Annotated in this window: 16 protein-coding genes; 7 read left to right on the plus strand and 9 right to left on the minus strand. The window is 73.0% G+C overall.

Features of this window, described 5'->3' with window-relative positions:
• The first annotated feature begins 16 nt into the window (after window positions 1–16).
• Window positions 17–229, plus strand: a complete 213-nt coding sequence (locus HZF07_RS16275; RefSeq protein ID WP_157343014.1) for a hypothetical protein — start codon at window positions 17–19, stop codon at window positions 227–229.
• A 31-nt stretch (window positions 230–260) separates the two neighbouring features.
• Here HZF07_RS16275 and HZF07_RS16280 read toward each other — a convergent pair whose 3' ends face one another.
• From HZF07_RS16280 to HZF07_RS16290, 3 genes are all read right to left on the minus strand, one after another.
• Window positions 261–1,325: a M36 family metallopeptidase gene (locus tag HZF07_RS16280; protein ID WP_157343015.1), complete on the minus strand. Its 1,065-nt coding sequence runs from the start codon at window positions 1,323–1,325 to the stop codon at window positions 261–263.
• A gap of 73 nt (window positions 1,326–1,398) precedes the next feature.
• The gene (locus tag HZF07_RS16285) at window positions 1,399–1,941 is read right to left on the minus strand and encodes a cupin domain-containing protein (RefSeq protein WP_157343016.1); all 543 of its coding nucleotides are present in this window, start codon (window positions 1,939–1,941) and stop codon (window positions 1,399–1,401) included.
• Complete coding sequence (locus HZF07_RS16290) at window positions 1,938–2,867, minus strand: MBL fold metallo-hydrolase (protein ID WP_157343018.1); 930 nt, start codon at window positions 2,865–2,867, stop codon at window positions 1,938–1,940. The genes HZF07_RS16285 and HZF07_RS16290 overlap by 4 nt, the downstream gene beginning before the upstream one ends.
• 119 nt (window positions 2,868–2,986) lie before the next feature.
• Between HZF07_RS16290 and HZF07_RS16295 the strand changes: the two genes are divergently transcribed.
• Window positions 2,987–4,246, plus strand: a complete 1,260-nt coding sequence (locus HZF07_RS16295; protein ID WP_181645275.1) for a multidrug effflux MFS transporter — start codon at window positions 2,987–2,989, stop codon at window positions 4,244–4,246.
• On the opposite strand, the gene HZF07_RS16300 is transcribed toward HZF07_RS16295, so the two are convergent.
• Complete coding sequence (locus HZF07_RS16300; RefSeq protein ID WP_309504794.1) at window positions 4,137–5,072, minus strand: LysR family transcriptional regulator; 936 nt, start codon at window positions 5,070–5,072, stop codon at window positions 4,137–4,139. The genes HZF07_RS16295 and HZF07_RS16300 overlap by 110 nt on opposite strands.
• A 50-nt stretch (window positions 5,073–5,122) precedes the next feature.
• On the opposite strand from HZF07_RS16300, the gene HZF07_RS16305 reads away from it, so the two are divergent.
• Together HZF07_RS16305 and HZF07_RS16310 are read left to right on the plus strand one after the other, a co-directional pair.
• A complete protein-coding gene (locus HZF07_RS16305) occupies window positions 5,123–6,046 on the plus strand; it encodes a LysR family transcriptional regulator (RefSeq protein WP_181645276.1) in 924 nt (307 codons plus the stop codon).
• Between the two features lie 94 nt (window positions 6,047–6,140).
• On the plus strand, window positions 6,141–6,437 hold the full coding sequence (locus HZF07_RS16310) for a DUF4193 family protein (protein WP_157343021.1): 297 nt from the start codon (window positions 6,141–6,143) through the stop codon (window positions 6,435–6,437).
• Window positions 6,438–6,500: 63 nt separating this feature from the next.
• Here HZF07_RS16310 and HZF07_RS16315 read toward each other — a convergent pair whose 3' ends face one another.
• Window positions 6,501–6,707 carry a cold-shock protein gene (locus HZF07_RS16315; protein ID WP_157343023.1) on the minus strand — a complete coding sequence of 69 codons (207 nt, stop codon included), beginning with the start codon at window positions 6,705–6,707 and terminating at the stop codon, window positions 6,501–6,503.
• Between the two features lie 410 nt (window positions 6,708–7,117).
• Between HZF07_RS16315 and HZF07_RS16320 the strand changes: the two genes are divergently transcribed.
• From HZF07_RS16320 to HZF07_RS16330, 3 genes are read left to right on the plus strand one after another with little or no spacing between them, the layout of a single operon-like run.
• Window positions 7,118–7,336 carry a hypothetical protein gene (locus HZF07_RS16320; RefSeq protein ID WP_157343025.1) on the plus strand — a complete coding sequence of 73 codons (219 nt, stop codon included), beginning with the start codon at window positions 7,118–7,120 and terminating at the stop codon, window positions 7,334–7,336.
• Between the two features lie 45 nt (window positions 7,337–7,381).
• A complete protein-coding gene (locus tag HZF07_RS16325; protein ID WP_157343027.1) occupies window positions 7,382–8,608 on the plus strand; it encodes a GAF domain-containing sensor histidine kinase in 1,227 nt (408 codons plus the stop codon).
• Entirely contained in the window at window positions 8,601–9,299 is a 699-nt protein-coding gene (locus HZF07_RS16330) for a response regulator (RefSeq protein WP_198346410.1), read from the plus strand. Before HZF07_RS16325 ends, HZF07_RS16330 begins: the two co-directional genes overlap by 8 nt.
• Here the strand turns inward: HZF07_RS16330 and HZF07_RS16335 are convergent.
• From HZF07_RS16335 to HZF07_RS16350, 4 genes are all read right to left on the minus strand, one after another.
• Complete coding sequence (locus HZF07_RS16335; protein WP_157343029.1) at window positions 9,273–10,610, minus strand: FAD-binding oxidoreductase; 1,338 nt, start codon at window positions 10,608–10,610, stop codon at window positions 9,273–9,275. The two genes, HZF07_RS16330 and HZF07_RS16335, sit on opposite strands and share 27 nt — an antisense overlap.
• Before the next feature lie 71 nt (window positions 10,611–10,681).
• On the minus strand, window positions 10,682–11,809 hold the full coding sequence (locus HZF07_RS16340) for an FAD-dependent monooxygenase (RefSeq protein WP_157343047.1): 1,128 nt from the start codon (window positions 11,807–11,809) through the stop codon (window positions 10,682–10,684).
• Window positions 11,810–11,817: 8 nt separating this feature from the next.
• Complete coding sequence (locus HZF07_RS16345; protein ID WP_157343049.1) at window positions 11,818–12,780, minus strand: alpha/beta hydrolase; 963 nt, start codon at window positions 12,778–12,780, stop codon at window positions 11,818–11,820.
• A complete protein-coding gene (locus tag HZF07_RS16350; RefSeq protein WP_157343051.1) occupies window positions 12,777–13,562 on the minus strand; it encodes an ATP-binding cassette domain-containing protein in 786 nt (261 codons plus the stop codon). The genes HZF07_RS16345 and HZF07_RS16350 overlap by 4 nt, the downstream gene beginning before the upstream one ends.
• Between the last annotated feature and the right edge of the window lies 1 nt (window position 13,563).

Genomic DNA, 13,563 nt, shown 5'->3' on the forward strand with positions numbered 1-13,563 from the left:
CCCGAAGGAGAAGGCCATGAGCATCGCAGCCACGATCGGCCACTCGGTCACCGACCTCGTCGGGCACCGCGGCCACGCCCACCGCGTCGCCCGGCCCGTCCCGCCCGCGGCGCCGGCGCCCAGCCCGGCCCACCGGCCGGTCGACATCGACGCCGGCGTCGCGGCCCGGCGGCGCGACGCCGAGCAGTGGCGCGCGTCCTACCTCGTCGCGGCCAGCCTCAACAGATGACGCGCCGCGCCGCCGGGGGGGCGGGCGGCGCTCAGAAGTAGATGTGTCGGGCGGCGAACGCCGCGCGCACGGCGTCCGCGGCTCGGCGGCCGTCGCGCGCCAGCGCGGTGTCGTACGTCGCCTCGGCGGCAGCCTCGAACGAGGTGTCGGGGGCGTACCGGAACTGGCTGTCGACCAGCGTGGTGTCCCAGGCCCGGCTGCCCAGCCCGAGCGCGACGTACCGCTTGCGCGCGTCCCACAGCGCCGCGCTCCAGATGGTGCCGTCGAAGTGCACCTCGCCGGTCCGGTCCTCCAGCACGCGGGTGGTGTCGAGCCGGCGCAGGCAGTGCGGGGTGGTGGAGGTGTAGGAGACCGCGTCCCAGTCGGCCACGCACGGCTCGGGCGCGCGCACCTGCCAGCCGTACTGGCGCGCGGCGTCGAGGCCGACGGTCACCGCGAGGTAGTCGCCGAACGCCTCGCCGATCGAGCCGGCGTCCACGGTGGCGCCGAACCCGGGCACCTGCGCGTCGTGCACCGCGTGGCCGTACTCGTGCACGATCACCTCGGCGTCCTCCGCGTCGTCGACGCCACCCTTGCCGAGCCGGATGTAGTCGTGCTTGTCCCAGGAGAAGCTGTTGTCGACGCCGTACTGGTCGATCCGCACGTCCTGGCTCTCGGCGTTGACGGCCGGCAGGGTGCGGCCGAAGCCCAGCGACTGGAGGTACTCCTGCGCCTGGTTGACCCAGAAGTAGGCCATCACCTGCTCGAACCGGTCGTCGTCGCGGGTGTAGGCGAACGTGTTGGTCGTGCTGTACGCCGCGGCTCCGGTCGCGCTGCGCACGTTGGCCCACGTGCCGACCAGGTAGCCGGACCCGTCCAGGTTGCGCAGCGGCACGGTGGCGTAGGCACCGGTCGGGACCGCGGACGCCGCGTCCTTCTGGTCGGTCAGGGACTGGTCGCCCGTCGACTGGACGGGGTTGACCCGGAACACGCTGCCGGTGCCCGTCGTGCTCCCGCTGCCCGGCTTCGTCGCGACGGCTGGGGCCGCCACCACGGCGCCGACGGCGAGGCAGGAGACGGCGAGCAGGGAAGCCGAGGTACGACGTGCGCGAGTCATGCGGGCCCTCCGAGAGATCCGACGCCGTGGCCGGCGTCCCTTGCAGAGGACATGTCGCCCGACGGTCGCGGCGTTACGTCCGGTCCCGGTCCCGCGGCCCGGCGTGCATCAGGCCGTCGAACCCGCCGATGCTCTCGACCAGGGCCGGGTCGAAGGTGCCGTCGACGAGGATGAACACCACGCGTGCGGTCTCGGTGCCGCGGTTGGCCCAGGCGTGGTCGGTGCCGCGCTGCACGACGACGTCGCCGGCGCGGAGCGTCACCTCCGAGTCGTCGAGGACCAGCGTGATCTCTCCCGAGAGCACGATGCCGTAGTCGATCGACGCGGTGCGGTGCACCGGCGACTGGAGGCCGCGCTCGTCGAGATGGCCCGGCGCGAACTCGTTGATCCGGATCTTCGTGCCCAGCGGCGGCGGGGGCACGGCGAGGGTGCGCTGCGTCGGCTCGTCGGGCTCGACGGCACGGACGACGGCCGGGGCGCCCTCGGTGTGCCAGATCTCGTGGAAGTGGACGCCGTCCTCGGGCAGCTCGCGGCTGACGGGGACCGGGCCGTCCGACAGCACGACCGAGACGCCGTCGGCGGTGTGCCCGGTGACGACGCGCCTCGGCACGCTCATGCGTGGGTCCCGATCGGGCGGCCGCCGTTGAGCGCGACCATCTCCGGCCACAGCGTCGGGATGTTGAGCGGGTGCGCCGGCTCGTAGTCGGTGAGCTCGACGTAGGCGCGGTGCAGGTTGCACACGACGCGCTCGCCCTCGGGCCGGTCGGCGTACGGTCCGCCCGCGGCCTTCTGCGCCGCCTCCAGCGGCGTCAGGCCGACGTCGTACGACGCGAGCGCGAGCTCCTCGATCCAGCCGACATAGGCCTCGAGGTCGTCGAGGACCCGGCCCACCTCGTCGCCGCGGCACACCGGCCCGTGCCCGGGCAGCAGCACCGACGGCGCGAGGTCGCGCATCCGGCGCACCGCGTCGCGGAAGCCGTTCATCGAGCCCTCGAGGAAGATCGGGTGCCCGCCGGAGAACGCGAGGTCGCCGGCGAACATCACCTTCTGCTCCGGCAGCCAGATCCCGACGTCGTTGGTCGAGTGCGCCGGCCCCATGATCTTCAGCTCGACCGGGAACCCGTCGAGGTGCAGCGAGATGTCGCTGTCGATCGTGAGGTCCGGCGGCCGGACGACGAGGTCGCCGTAGTCGGCGGGCAGCTCGTGGGTGGCGGCGAGCCCGGCGCGCAGCACGCCCGCGCGGCACAGGTGGTGGCCGATGATCGTGGTGGCCTCGGGCAGGAAGCCGTTGCCGTAGGTGTGGTCGGGGTGGCTGTGGGTGTTGACGGCGATCTTCGGGTCGCGGGCCGAGACCCCGGCGACCTCGGCGAGGAGGGCCCGGTTGCGCTTCTCCGTCGACGTCGTGTCGACGATGACGGCGTCGCCGGCCGCGTCGGTGATCACCCCGCAGTTGTTGACCATCCAGCCGCCGTCGGGCTGCACGAACGCGTACACGCCCGGCGCCATCTCCTCGAGGTACGACGCCCCGTCTTCCCAGCTCATGCCACCAGTGAGCCGGACGGCACCCGCCAGGACAAGGGAGACGACCATCGCGGGGTCCGATCACTGGCATCCGTGATCGCCGCGTTCCCCGGCCCGTGGGCCGTTGCGAGACTCGGCCGGTGTCGACCCCCGCCGTGCGCCGGCCCGTGCTCCTCGTGCTCGCCTCGCTCGCGGCGGTGGCGCCGGTCTCGACCGACCTCTACCTGCCCGGGTTCCCCGAGCTCGGCGCCGAGCTCGGCGTCGGCGCGAGCGGGGTGCAGCTGACGCTGACCGCGTTCCTGGTCGGCCTGGCGGTCGGGCAGCTGGTGATGGGTCCGCTCTCGGACCGCTACGGCCGCCGCCGTCCCCTGGTCGCCAGCGCCGCGGTCTGTGTCGCGGCCGGCGTCGTCTGCGCGCTCGCGCCGCACCTCGGCGTGCTCGTCGTCGCGCGGCTCGTGCAGGGCGTGGCCGGCGCCGGCGGGATGGTGATCGGCCGCGCGGTGCTCTCCGACCTGGTGACCGGCCGGGCCGCCGCGAGGGCCTTCACGCTGATGCTCACCGTCGGCGGCATCGCGCCGGTGCTGGCCCCGGTGGTCGGCGGCCTGCTCGTCGGCTCGATCGGCTGGCGCGGCCTGCTGTGGGTGGTCGCCGGGCTGTGCGCCGCGATGCTCGTGGGCGTGGTGGTCGTGCTCCCCGAGACCCGGCCGCCCGAGGCGCGGGCCGCCGGTGCCACGTCGTACGCCGGAGCGCTGCGGGCGGTCGCGCGGGCCCGGGGCTACTGGCCGCCGGTCGCGGTGCTCGCGCTGTCGTTCGCGATGATGATGGCCTACATCTCGGCCTCGCCGTTCGTCTACCAGGAGGTCGTCGGGCTGTCGACGGTCGGCTACGGGCTGGCGTTCGGGGTCAACGCGGTGGGCCTGATCGCCGCCGGGTGGGTGTCGAGCCGGCTGGTCGAGCGGGTCGAGCCGCAGCGGCTGGTCCGCGCCTGCATGAGCGTCCAGCTCGGGGCGACGCTGACGTTCGTGGCCCTCGCCCTGACCGGGGCGCCGACCTGGCTGCTGCCGGTGCCGATCTTCGTCGCGGTCACGACCAACGGCGGCGTGATGGGCAACTCCGCGGCGGCGGCGATGTCGACGGTCCGCGAGGTGGCGGGCATGGGCAGTGCGCTCCTGGGCTGCTCGCAGTTCGCCCTGGGAGCGCTGGTCTCGCCGCTGGTCGGTCTCGGGGGCGAGGAGTCCGCGGTCGTGCCCGCCGTCGTGATGGCGACCGCCTCGGGCGCGGGGTGGCTGGTCAGCCGAGCGCGTCCTCGAGATCGACGGCCACGTCGTGCAGCAGGTGCCGCAGCCACACGATCGCCGGATCCTTCTCACGACGCGGGTGCCAGTGTGCGGCCTCGGTGATCCGCACCGGGTCGATCGGCGTCTCCGCGACCACGAGGTCGAGCACCGATGCGCACCGGCGGGCCAAGCGGGACGGCACGAACGCGCACATGTCGGTGCCCGCCACCGCGAACGGCAGGGTCAGCAGGCTCGTCACCTGGACCAGCACGTTGCGGCCGCCGAGGCCCTTCTCCTCGACCTCGACCTCGAGCGGCCGGCGCCGGTCGCCCGCCGCCGCGAACTCCGCCACCGCGTGCGGCATCTCGCTGAGGTCGTCCAGCGTCAGCCGTCCGTCGCGCAGCCGCGGGTGGTCACGGGCGACCAGGCAGACCAGCTCGTCGGTGAAGATCGGCTGGGTGCGCCCCGGGAACTCGAACCCGAGTGGCGCCACCACCAGGTCGCGGCGCATCAGCTGGGTCTCGACCTGGTCGCGGCGTACGTCGAGCGGGTCCAGCGAGATCGCGCAGCCCGGCGCCTCCTCGGCGAAGGAGCGGGTCAGCGGCTCGGCCAGCACGGTCATCGCGTACTCCGACATGCTCACCGCGAACCGCTTGGTGCTGGTGGCCGCGTCGAAGTCCCGCTGGTTGCCCAGGAGCGCCTCCGCGGCCTCGACCGCCTCGGCGACGACGGGCCGCAGCTCCTCGGCCAGCGGCGAGAGCTCGAACCCGCGGCCCGACCGCACCAGCAGCTCGTCGTCGAAGTGCTTGCGCAGCCGGCCCAGCGCGCCGCTCATCGCCGGCTGGCTCATCGTCATCCGCTCGCCGGCGTGCGTGAGGTTGCGCTCCTCCAGCAGGGCGTGGAGCGCCAGCAGCAGGTTGGCGTCGACGCCACGCAGCCGTTCCTTCACGCTTGCACCATAGTGATGGCAGACACACCCGAGCAGACAGGAGGTACGCCGTGGCGCTCGGCGGCACCGACCTCAACCTGCTGCTCCCGCTGAAGGTCCTCCTCGAGGAGGGCAACGTGACCAGGGCCGGCCAGCGGCTCGAGCTGAGCCAGCCCGCGATGAGCGCGGCGCTCGCGCGGCTGCGACGCCGCTTCGACGACGAGCTCCTCGTCCGCGCCGGCCGCGACTACGAGCTGACGCCGTTCGCGCGCGACCTGCTGCCGGAGGTGCAGCACGCCGTGCGCCTGCTGGGCTCCGCGCTCCAGCTGGAGGAGGAGTTCGACCCCGCCACCAGCCCGCGCACCTTCCGGCTGACGATGAGCGACTACGCGATCGCCGTCGTGCACGAGCCGCTGGTGCGGCTGGTCGAGGCCGAGGCGCCCGGCGTACGCCTGGTCATCGGCCACCTCGGGCCCGAGTCGCGCTCCTCGGACCGGGTGCTGCTGGACAACGACGCGCTGATCGCGCCGCTCGGCTTCGGCTTCCCCGGCATGTCCCGGCCGCTGTGGCGCGACCGGATGGTCGTGATCGCCGACCGCGCCAACCCGCGCCTGATCGACGGCCGGCTCACGATGACCGACCTCGCCGAGCTGCCGCACGCCGTCGGCTCCTTCGGGGCGGGCGTCCTCACCCCGGTCGACCGGGTCTTCGGCGACCACGGGATCGAGCGCCGCATCGCCCTCCAGGTCTTCGGGTTCCTCCCGCTCCCCTTCGTCATCGAGGGCACCGACATGGTCGCCGTGGTCCCGGAGAAGCTCGCCCGCATGCACCTGCGCGACGGCGGCGCCATCGTCGCCGTCGAGCCTCCCTTCGGCGAGGTCGTCCTCCCCGAGGGCTACTGGTTCGCCGAGGACCGCCTCTCCGACCCCGCCCACCGGTGGCTGTTCTCGCGGCTCGACGCGGTCGGCCGGGAGCTCGCCGGCGCGGCGGGCTGAGCCGTCGAGCGCGGCGGCCCGTCGCCAGCGATTGAGGTCCGGGCGCCGGAGAGGGCTAGCCTTCGCGCTCCGGCCCGTGAGAGGAACGGCCACCATGGCAACTGACTACGACGCATCCCGCAAGACCGAGGAAGAGCAGAAGGAAGAGAGCCTCGAAGCCCGCCGTCTGGCTTCGGGAGACCAGGACAAGACGTCCGGAAAGGTCGACGAGGACGAGGCGGAGGCCGCCGAGGCCTACGAGCTCCCCGGCGCTGACCTCTCCCACGAGTTCCTCGACATCGAGGTGACGCCCAAGCAGGCCGACGAGTTCACGTGCGTGGCCTGCTTCCTCGTCCAGCACGAGTCCCGCCGGTCGGCACCGGCCGCGGACCTCTGCCGCGACTGCGCCTGAGCGCGGGCGCCCCCAAGACGAAGGGCCCCGACCGCAGCTGCGGTCGGGGCCCCACGTGTGAGATCAGGAGATGACGCGAACGTTCTCCGCCTGGGGGCCCTTCGGACCCTGGGCGAGGTCGAACTCGACCTTCTGGTTCTCGTCCAGCGACTTGAAGCCACCCGACTGGATCGCGGAGAAGTGGACGAACACGTCCTCGCCGCCGCCATCCTGCGCGATGAAGCCGAAACCCTTGTCGGCGTTGAACCACTTGACGGTTCCCTGAGCCATTTTCTTATCCCTTGTTCCGCTGCGGGCACTGTGTCCGCGAGCCGCTGAAGCCATCCACCTGTGCTGATGTCCAGCGAACCGAAAACCAGGGGTACTAGATACAAGCCGCGACATGGTGTGCGGCCAGGATGCGGTGCAGCCATCCCTTCAACACACACCACGATAGGGCACGCGGGCCCGGTTCGGGGCTTCGGTGCGGCGGTGGGACGCTCCGAACGGCCTGAGGCGCCGTCAGCGCACCACCGCGAACGACCGCTGCACGGCCGCCGAGCGGTTCCCGCTCGGGGACCCGGGACCGGGCAGGAAGGGGACCGTACCGGGACCTGCGGTCCCATGCGCCGGGACGGTCTCGGCCTCGACGCTGGAGTTCGTCCGACACGGTGTCGGACACTGACACCGAGGAGGTCGTCATGCTTCGCACGCACCCGATCCGCGTCCTGGCCGTCGTGGCTGCCGTCGCCGCCGGACTGTTCGTCCTGTCCGCGCCCGGAGCGGACGAGACCAGCGGCGCCTGGTACTACATCAGCGCGTTCGGCTGGTTCGGATTCCTGATCGCCATGCTCATCCTGGTCGTCCTGGCGGTCGCGGCCGCCGTGATGGCGGTGGGCCGCCGCCGCGGCAGCGTCTAGCGAGCCTGGTCCTCCACCGCGTCCCGGGGTGGCACGCTCGTGCCCATGGTGAGTCTCGACGCCGGCGCGCTCAGGCGGGCACTCGAGGGCTCCCTGCACCGGATCGTCTACACGCTGCTCTTCGCCATCGTCGCCCTGGCGATCGCGAACTTCGTGGTGCCTCCGCTGCGGGAGTACTCGGGCGCGAACGAGCAGGTCATCGCTCTCGCCGTCGTGGTCGTCCTCGTCATCGAGCTGCTCAGCACCCGTCTGCACCGCTTCGTCGACTGGCTCCTGTACGGCCAGCGGCACGACCCCGCGACGGCGTCCGTGCGGCTGTCCCGGGCTCTGGAGGACGTCGACGACGACCACGCGCTCGAGGCGCTCGTCGGCGCCCTGGCCGCCACCCTCCGGCTGACCTACGTGGCGGCGGTGCTCCACGACGACGGTCGGGACACGGCCGTCGTGTCCGTGGGCGAGCCGTCCGGGAGCATGACCGCGTTCCCGATCCGGCACGCCGGCACCCCGCTCGGTGAGCTGCGGGCCGCCCGCCGGAGCCAGCGCCTGGACCAGCGCGACGAGCGACTCCTCCAGGCTGCGGCCGCCCAGATCGGGCTGGTCCTGCACGCCGCCGCTCTCGCGAACGACCTCCGCGGCGCTCGGGAGAGCCTGGTCCTGTCGGTGGAGGACGAGCGTCGCCGGCTGCGCCGCGACATCCACGACGGGGTGGGACCGACCCTGGCCGGCATCGCCCTCGGCGTGGAGTCCGCGGAGCGGGCCGTCCGGCACGACCCGGCGCGGGCCGAGGCGCTCCTGGCCGACGTGCGGGTCGACGTGGTGGCGCTGGTCGACGACGTACGCCGCGTCGTCGACGGCCTGCGACCGCCGCTGCTCGACGAGATCGGGCTGGTCGCCGCCCTCGAGGAGCTGGCGCTCTCCTTCGAGACGCGCGGCACCTGCCGGATCGACGTCGCCGCCGACTCGTTGCCCCTGCTGCCGGCCGCGGTCGAGGTCGCTGCGTGGCACATCGGGGCGGAGGCGATCACCAACGTGACCCGGCACTCGGGGGCGCGGAGCGCACGCGTCCGCCTCGGGGTGAAGCGCTCCTGGCTGGAGCTGCGGGTCGACGACGACGGCCGCGGCGGCGCCACCCAGCGGTCCCGCGGCACGGGGCTGACCTCGATGCGCCACCGCGCCGACGAGGTCGGCGGGCACGTCGAGGTCCGCAGCGACGCGGGTGGCACCACGGTCACCGCGAGGCTCCCGCTGCCGGTGGACGTGACCGATGACTGAGCCGTTGCCGGTGCTGCGCGTGCTCGCGGTGGACGACCACCCCGTCTACCTGCGCGGCCTCGTCGCGACCCTCGAGGACGCCGAGAGCATCCGTCTGTGCGGGACGGCGGCGAGCGCCGCTGAGGCGCTCGAGGCCATCACGCGGGAGCAGCCGGACGTGGTCCTGCTCGACCTGAACCTGCCGGACGGCAACGGTGTCGAGGTCACCCGCACGCTGCGCGCCCGCGGGTATGCAGGCGCGATCGTGATGCTCACCATGTACGACGACGAGGTGGCCCTGCGTGCGGCCCTCGAGGCCGGCGCACGCGGCTACCTGCTCAAGGGTGCGGACCAGGACGAGATCGTCGGCGCCATCCGGGCCGCCGCGCACGGCGGCGTCGTCGTCGGCCCGCAGCTCGCGGACCGGCTCACCGGCATGCTGACCGGTGCCACGAGTCGCGAACCCGCGCGGCTGGAAGGGCTCAGTGCGCGGGAGACGGAGATCCTCCGGCTCATGGCGCAGGGACGCACCAACCCGCAGATCGCGCGCGAGCTGGTGCTGAGCCCGAAGACGATCCGCAACCACATCACCAACATCTTCGCCAAGCTCGGCGTCAGCGACCGCGAGCACGCCCTCCAGCGGGCCAATGAGCTCGGGCTCCGTGAACGGCTCGGTCCCTCCTGGTCACCCGACGAGGGGTCGGCGGACTGAGGCCTGGGCCAGGTAGCCGACGAACAACCGCTCCGGGTCGCGCTCGGCGTACACCTGCTCCAGCCGCGCGCTGGCCTCCTCGGAGAGGCAGCGGTGCGGACGGCGACGGAGGTCGCTGTCGCCGAGGTACTGCCCGACGGTGACCGGTGCGAGGTCGGCCATGACGGAGGCGAGCCAGGCCTGGTGGCGCTCGTCGTCGACCGGGTCCTCCCAAGGCACGTACGCCGCGAGGTAGATCTCCGACTGCACCGAGAACGCCATGTCGGGCAGCGCGCGCAGCGGCGCCATGCTGAACCAGATCGTGAACGCCTTCTCGTTGGGCAGCGTCGTGTACGCGCGCCGCATGGCCGGCACCACCTCGGACGCGGGTCCGGAGAGCCACGCGTTGTCGACGGCCCAGCGGTGTCCCTCGGGGTTGTCCTCGAGCTGCCGCGCGCGCTCCGCCTCGGGGGTGGTCGGCTCGTTGTCGATGACGAGGATCGCGCGGTCGATCGCCGGGTTCGTGCGGAACGGCGCGAGCGCCTGGTCGGCCTCGTGCTGGTCGTCGACCATCGCCAGCGCGGTCACCAGCAGGACCGGCCCCGGTGCGAGGTGGGGGTCGGTCCTGGTGAGCGCGACGATCTCGACGGTGTCGGCGACGGTCCCGTGCGTCTCGTGCAGCCAGGTCATCACCTCGTCGAAGTCGGCGAGGTCGAAGGCCTGCACGGTGTGCGCGACGTGGCCCGGCAGCGGCCGGGTCTGCAGGTGGAAGCGGGTGACGACGCCGGGGAAGCCCGGGCCGGCGCCCCGCGCGGCCCAGTAGAGATCGGTGTTCTGGGTGGCGTCGGCGCGCACGAGCTCGCCGTCCGCCGTGACGACGTCGACGGCCACGACGTACTCCGCCGCCCAGCCCCAGCCGCGGGCGTTCCAGCCCTGGCCGCCTTGGAGCAGGAAGCCGCCGATGCCGACCGTCGGGCAGTGGCCGCCCACGAAGAAGCGCCCGCGCTCGGCGAGGTACGGCGCCAGCTCGGCGCCGCCCTGGGTCGACGGCGACGCGGTGACGATGCCGGTCGCCGCGTCGTACTCCATCTCCCGCAGGCCGCCGAGGTCGATGACCAGCGCGTCGTCGCGCAGCGACCACTGCGCCCAGCTGTGGCCGCCGGAGCGGACCGCGACCTGCCAGCCGCGGTCGCGCGCGAGCCGGACGGCGGTCACCACGTCCGCCTCCGTCTCGGGCCGCACGACCGCGGCCGGCTGCCGCTCGGGGAGCCGCCGGTTGAAGATCCGGTCGACCCGCGCCCCCTCGAACCCCGCCGTCCCCCTGGAGATCAACCCCGGGACTTCAGGGTCCCCGCGGTGTTGTTCGGGGGAGCGAAGCGGAGGAGAAGAGCTCCGTGGGGTGTTCACGCTGGGGACACCAGGGCGTGCAGGGTCTGGCCCATGATCCGGCCGGGGTCGGCGCCCTCGGTCTCCGGGTGGATCTCCCACTCGGCGAGCGTGAGGCTGTTGTCGAGCACCATCTTCACGCGTGGGAAGCGGCGCTCCATGAACGCCGGCAGCACGTCCTCGACCTTGTCGCCGCTGGTGAGCATCTCGGCGAGGATCACCGCGTCCTCCGCGCACATCGCGGCGCCCTGGGCGATCAGCGGCGGGCACGCGTGTGCGGCGTCGCCGATGATGATCGAGCGACCGCGGTACCAGGGCGACTCGACGCAGATCGCCTCGATCCACTGGTAGTTGACGACCGCGTCGTCGGACAGGCTGTCGCGGATCGCGCCCCAGGTGCCGCCGTACCCCTGCCCGCGCTCCTTGAGCTCGGCGCCGCGCGGGCCCTCGCCGACCATCGAGCGATCGAGGTTCTCCTCCAGCAGGAAGGCGTAGCAGAGGTCCTCGGAGATCGGGGTGTAGCCGGCCTTGTACTTCGGGCCGCCGTAGTAGAGCTCGGAGCAGTCCAGCTCCGCGGGCCGCTTGGCGATCGTGCGCCAGATGCCCATGCCGACCGGGTGCGGCTGCGTCTCGATGCCGATCATCTCGCGCACCTTGGAGCGGATGCCGTCGGCGCCGACGAGCAGGTCGACGGTCTCGGTGGTGCCGTCGGACAGCGTGGCGGTCACCGAGTCGCCGTGGTCGTCGATCGCGGTGATCGTGGTGCCGAGCCGGACGTCGACGCCCGCGGCGACGACCTCCTCGGCGAGGACGTCGGCCAGGTCGCCGCGCAGGGCGCCCATCGTGCCCGGCAGGTCCGGGCCGCCCATCGGCGGCGTGGGGATCTCCGCGATCACGTGGCCGTCGGCGGTGCGCATCCGGAGGTGGCTGAACGCGAAGCCGCGCTCCGCGAGCTTGTCGTAGATGCCCACGGACCGGAACGCCTTGAGCGCGTTGCCCTGCAGGGTGATGCCGTGGCCGACGCCGCCGAGCGACTCGCGCAGGTCGACGAGCACGACCTCGACACCCTGCTGGTGCAGGGCGAGCGACAGCACGCCGCCGGTGACGCCGCCACCGACGACGAGGACGCGGTTGGGGTGGGACATGAGGTCTCCTAGGCGATGAGGACGGGCGCCGCGACGGCGTCGGCGATGAGCTGGAAGGCCCCGCCGACGGGTTCGATGTCGGCGGGCAGGTTCAGGAAGCCGTGCATGACGCCCGGCACGACGTGACGCCGCAGCGGGACGCCGGCGTCGGTGAGCTGGCGGGCGAACGGCTCCTCGGAGCCTCGCAAGTCGTCGCCCTCGGCGTCGACCATGAGGACCGGGCAGAGTCCGGCGAGGTCGGCGAGCGCCGGCATGGCGTAGCCGTCCGCCGAGTCCGGTGACGCCCCCAGGTAGTTGGCGGTGATGCCCGCGGTGCCCTCGGCGGTGAAGCGGAGCATCGGCGGGACGGACGCGAGCAGGGCGTCCACCTCTGCCGGGACCGGGGGCAGGACCGGGTGGAAGACGCCGTAGGCCGGAGCGAGCAGCGCCGGGAGCCAGCTGTCCTCGTCGCGCACGCGCAGCACGGCACCGGTCGCGAGGTTGCCCCCGGCGCTGGCGCCCCCGACGGTGATGCGGGCGGCGTCCACCCCGAGCCCGGCGGCCTCGTCGCGCACCCACCGCACCACGGCCACGACGTCGTCGAGCGGCACGGGGTAGTGGACCCCGTCGACCGCCAGCCGGTAGTCGACACTGACGACGACCGCGCCGGCGCGGTCGCACACCTCGCGTGCGGTCCGGTCGGCCTCGGGCATGTCGAGGTCGCCGCCCATGAACGCGCCGCCGTGCATCCAGACGAGGCACGGCCGGTCCACGGTGCCGCCGGCCGGGGTGTAGATCCGCGCCGGCACGGGTCCGTGCGGGCCGGGCACCGCGCCGTCCTCGGCGTCGACTGCCGGTGGAGGCGTGGCGTCGCGCCACTGCATGAACGCGTGGAACCGGTCCTCGAGCGCCGGGTCGCCCATCAGCTGCTCGAAGGAGTCGATCCCGTCGAGCAGCGGGAAGCGCTCGACGTACGACGGGTGCAGGCTCATGCCCCTGCCGTCTCGAACATCGACGCGCGGGACCCGGTGATCCAGCCGACGACGTGGTCGCGGTCGGCTCCGGCGGTGGGCAGGTCGGCGACCTTCTTGCCGCGGTTGAGGATCACCAGACGGTCGGTGACCTCGAAGCACAGCGGCAGGTCGTGGGTGACCACCACGATCGCGATGCCCTGGTCGGCCATCCGGCGGATCAGGCTCTCGACGTTCTTGGTCTGCTCGTAGCCGAGCGCCGCGGTCGGCTCGTCGAGCAGGAGGATCCCCTGCGACTCCCCGTTGACCCGGATGGCGCTGCGCGCCAGCGCCACGACCTGGCGCTGGCCGCCGGAGAGCATCTCGACGGGTCGGGTCATCGGCGCCGTACGTACGCCGAGGCGGTCGAGCTCCTTCTCGGAGCTGCGCCGCATGGCCTTGCGATCGACGAAGCCGAGCCAGCCGAGCGGGCCCCTGCGCAGGGTCTCCTGGCCGAGGTTGAGGTTGGTCGCGATGTCCTGCGGCTCGACCAGGGACAGGTCCTGGTAGACCATCTGGATGCCGGCGTCGGCGGCGTCGCTCGGCGCGTGGAAGGACTGCTCCTCGCCGCGCACCCGGATGGTGCCCTGCGAGGGGCGGTGCGCGCCCGACATCACCTTGAGCAGCGTCGACTTGCCGGCGCCGTTGTCGCCGAGCAGGCCGACCACCTCGCCCGGCTGGACGTGGATGTCGATGCCGTCGAGGGCACGGACGAATCCGTAGTGCATCTCGATGCCGGTCAGCTCCAGGGCAGGGGTGCTCATG

The organism is Nocardioides agri (assembly GCF_013778305.1).
In the GTDB taxonomy this organism is placed as follows: Bacteria; Actinomycetota; Actinomycetes; order Propionibacteriales; family Nocardioidaceae; genus Nocardioides; species Nocardioides agri.

Excerpts from the sequence above, each read along its gene's own strand:
- HZF07_RS16275 (WP_157343014.1), top strand. The coding sequence starts at position 17 with ATGAGCATCGCAGCCACGATCGGCCACTCGGTCACCGACCTCGTCGGG.
- HZF07_RS16280 (WP_157343015.1), bottom strand. The coding sequence starts at position 1,325 with ATGACTCGCGCACGTCGTACCTCGGCTTCCCTGCTCGCCGTCTCCTGC.
- HZF07_RS16285 (WP_157343016.1), bottom strand. The coding sequence starts at position 1,941 with ATGAGCGTGCCGAGGCGCGTCGTCACCGGGCACACCGCCGACGGCGTC.
- HZF07_RS16290 (WP_157343018.1), bottom strand. The coding sequence starts at position 2,867 with ATGAGCTGGGAAGACGGGGCGTCGTACCTCGAGGAGATGGCGCCGGGC.
- HZF07_RS16310 (WP_157343021.1), top strand. The coding sequence starts at position 6,141 with ATGGCAACTGACTACGACGCATCCCGCAAGACCGAGGAAGAGCAGAAG.
- HZF07_RS16315 (WP_157343023.1), bottom strand. The coding sequence starts at position 6,707 with ATGGCTCAGGGAACCGTCAAGTGGTTCAACGCCGACAAGGGTTTCGGC.
- HZF07_RS16320 (WP_157343025.1), top strand. The coding sequence starts at position 7,118 with ATGCTTCGCACGCACCCGATCCGCGTCCTGGCCGTCGTGGCTGCCGTC.
- HZF07_RS16325 (WP_157343027.1), top strand. The coding sequence starts at position 7,382 with ATGGTGAGTCTCGACGCCGGCGCGCTCAGGCGGGCACTCGAGGGCTCC.
- HZF07_RS16330 (WP_198346410.1), top strand. The coding sequence starts at position 8,601 with ATGACTGAGCCGTTGCCGGTGCTGCGCGTGCTCGCGGTGGACGACCAC.
- HZF07_RS16340 (WP_157343047.1), bottom strand. The coding sequence starts at position 11,809 with ATGTCCCACCCCAACCGCGTCCTCGTCGTCGGTGGCGGCGTCACCGGC.
- HZF07_RS16345 (WP_157343049.1), bottom strand. The coding sequence starts at position 12,780 with ATGAGCCTGCACCCGTCGTACGTCGAGCGCTTCCCGCTGCTCGACGGG.
- HZF07_RS16350 (WP_157343051.1), bottom strand. The coding sequence starts at position 13,562 with ATGAGCACCCCTGCCCTGGAGCTGACCGGCATCGAGATGCACTACGGA.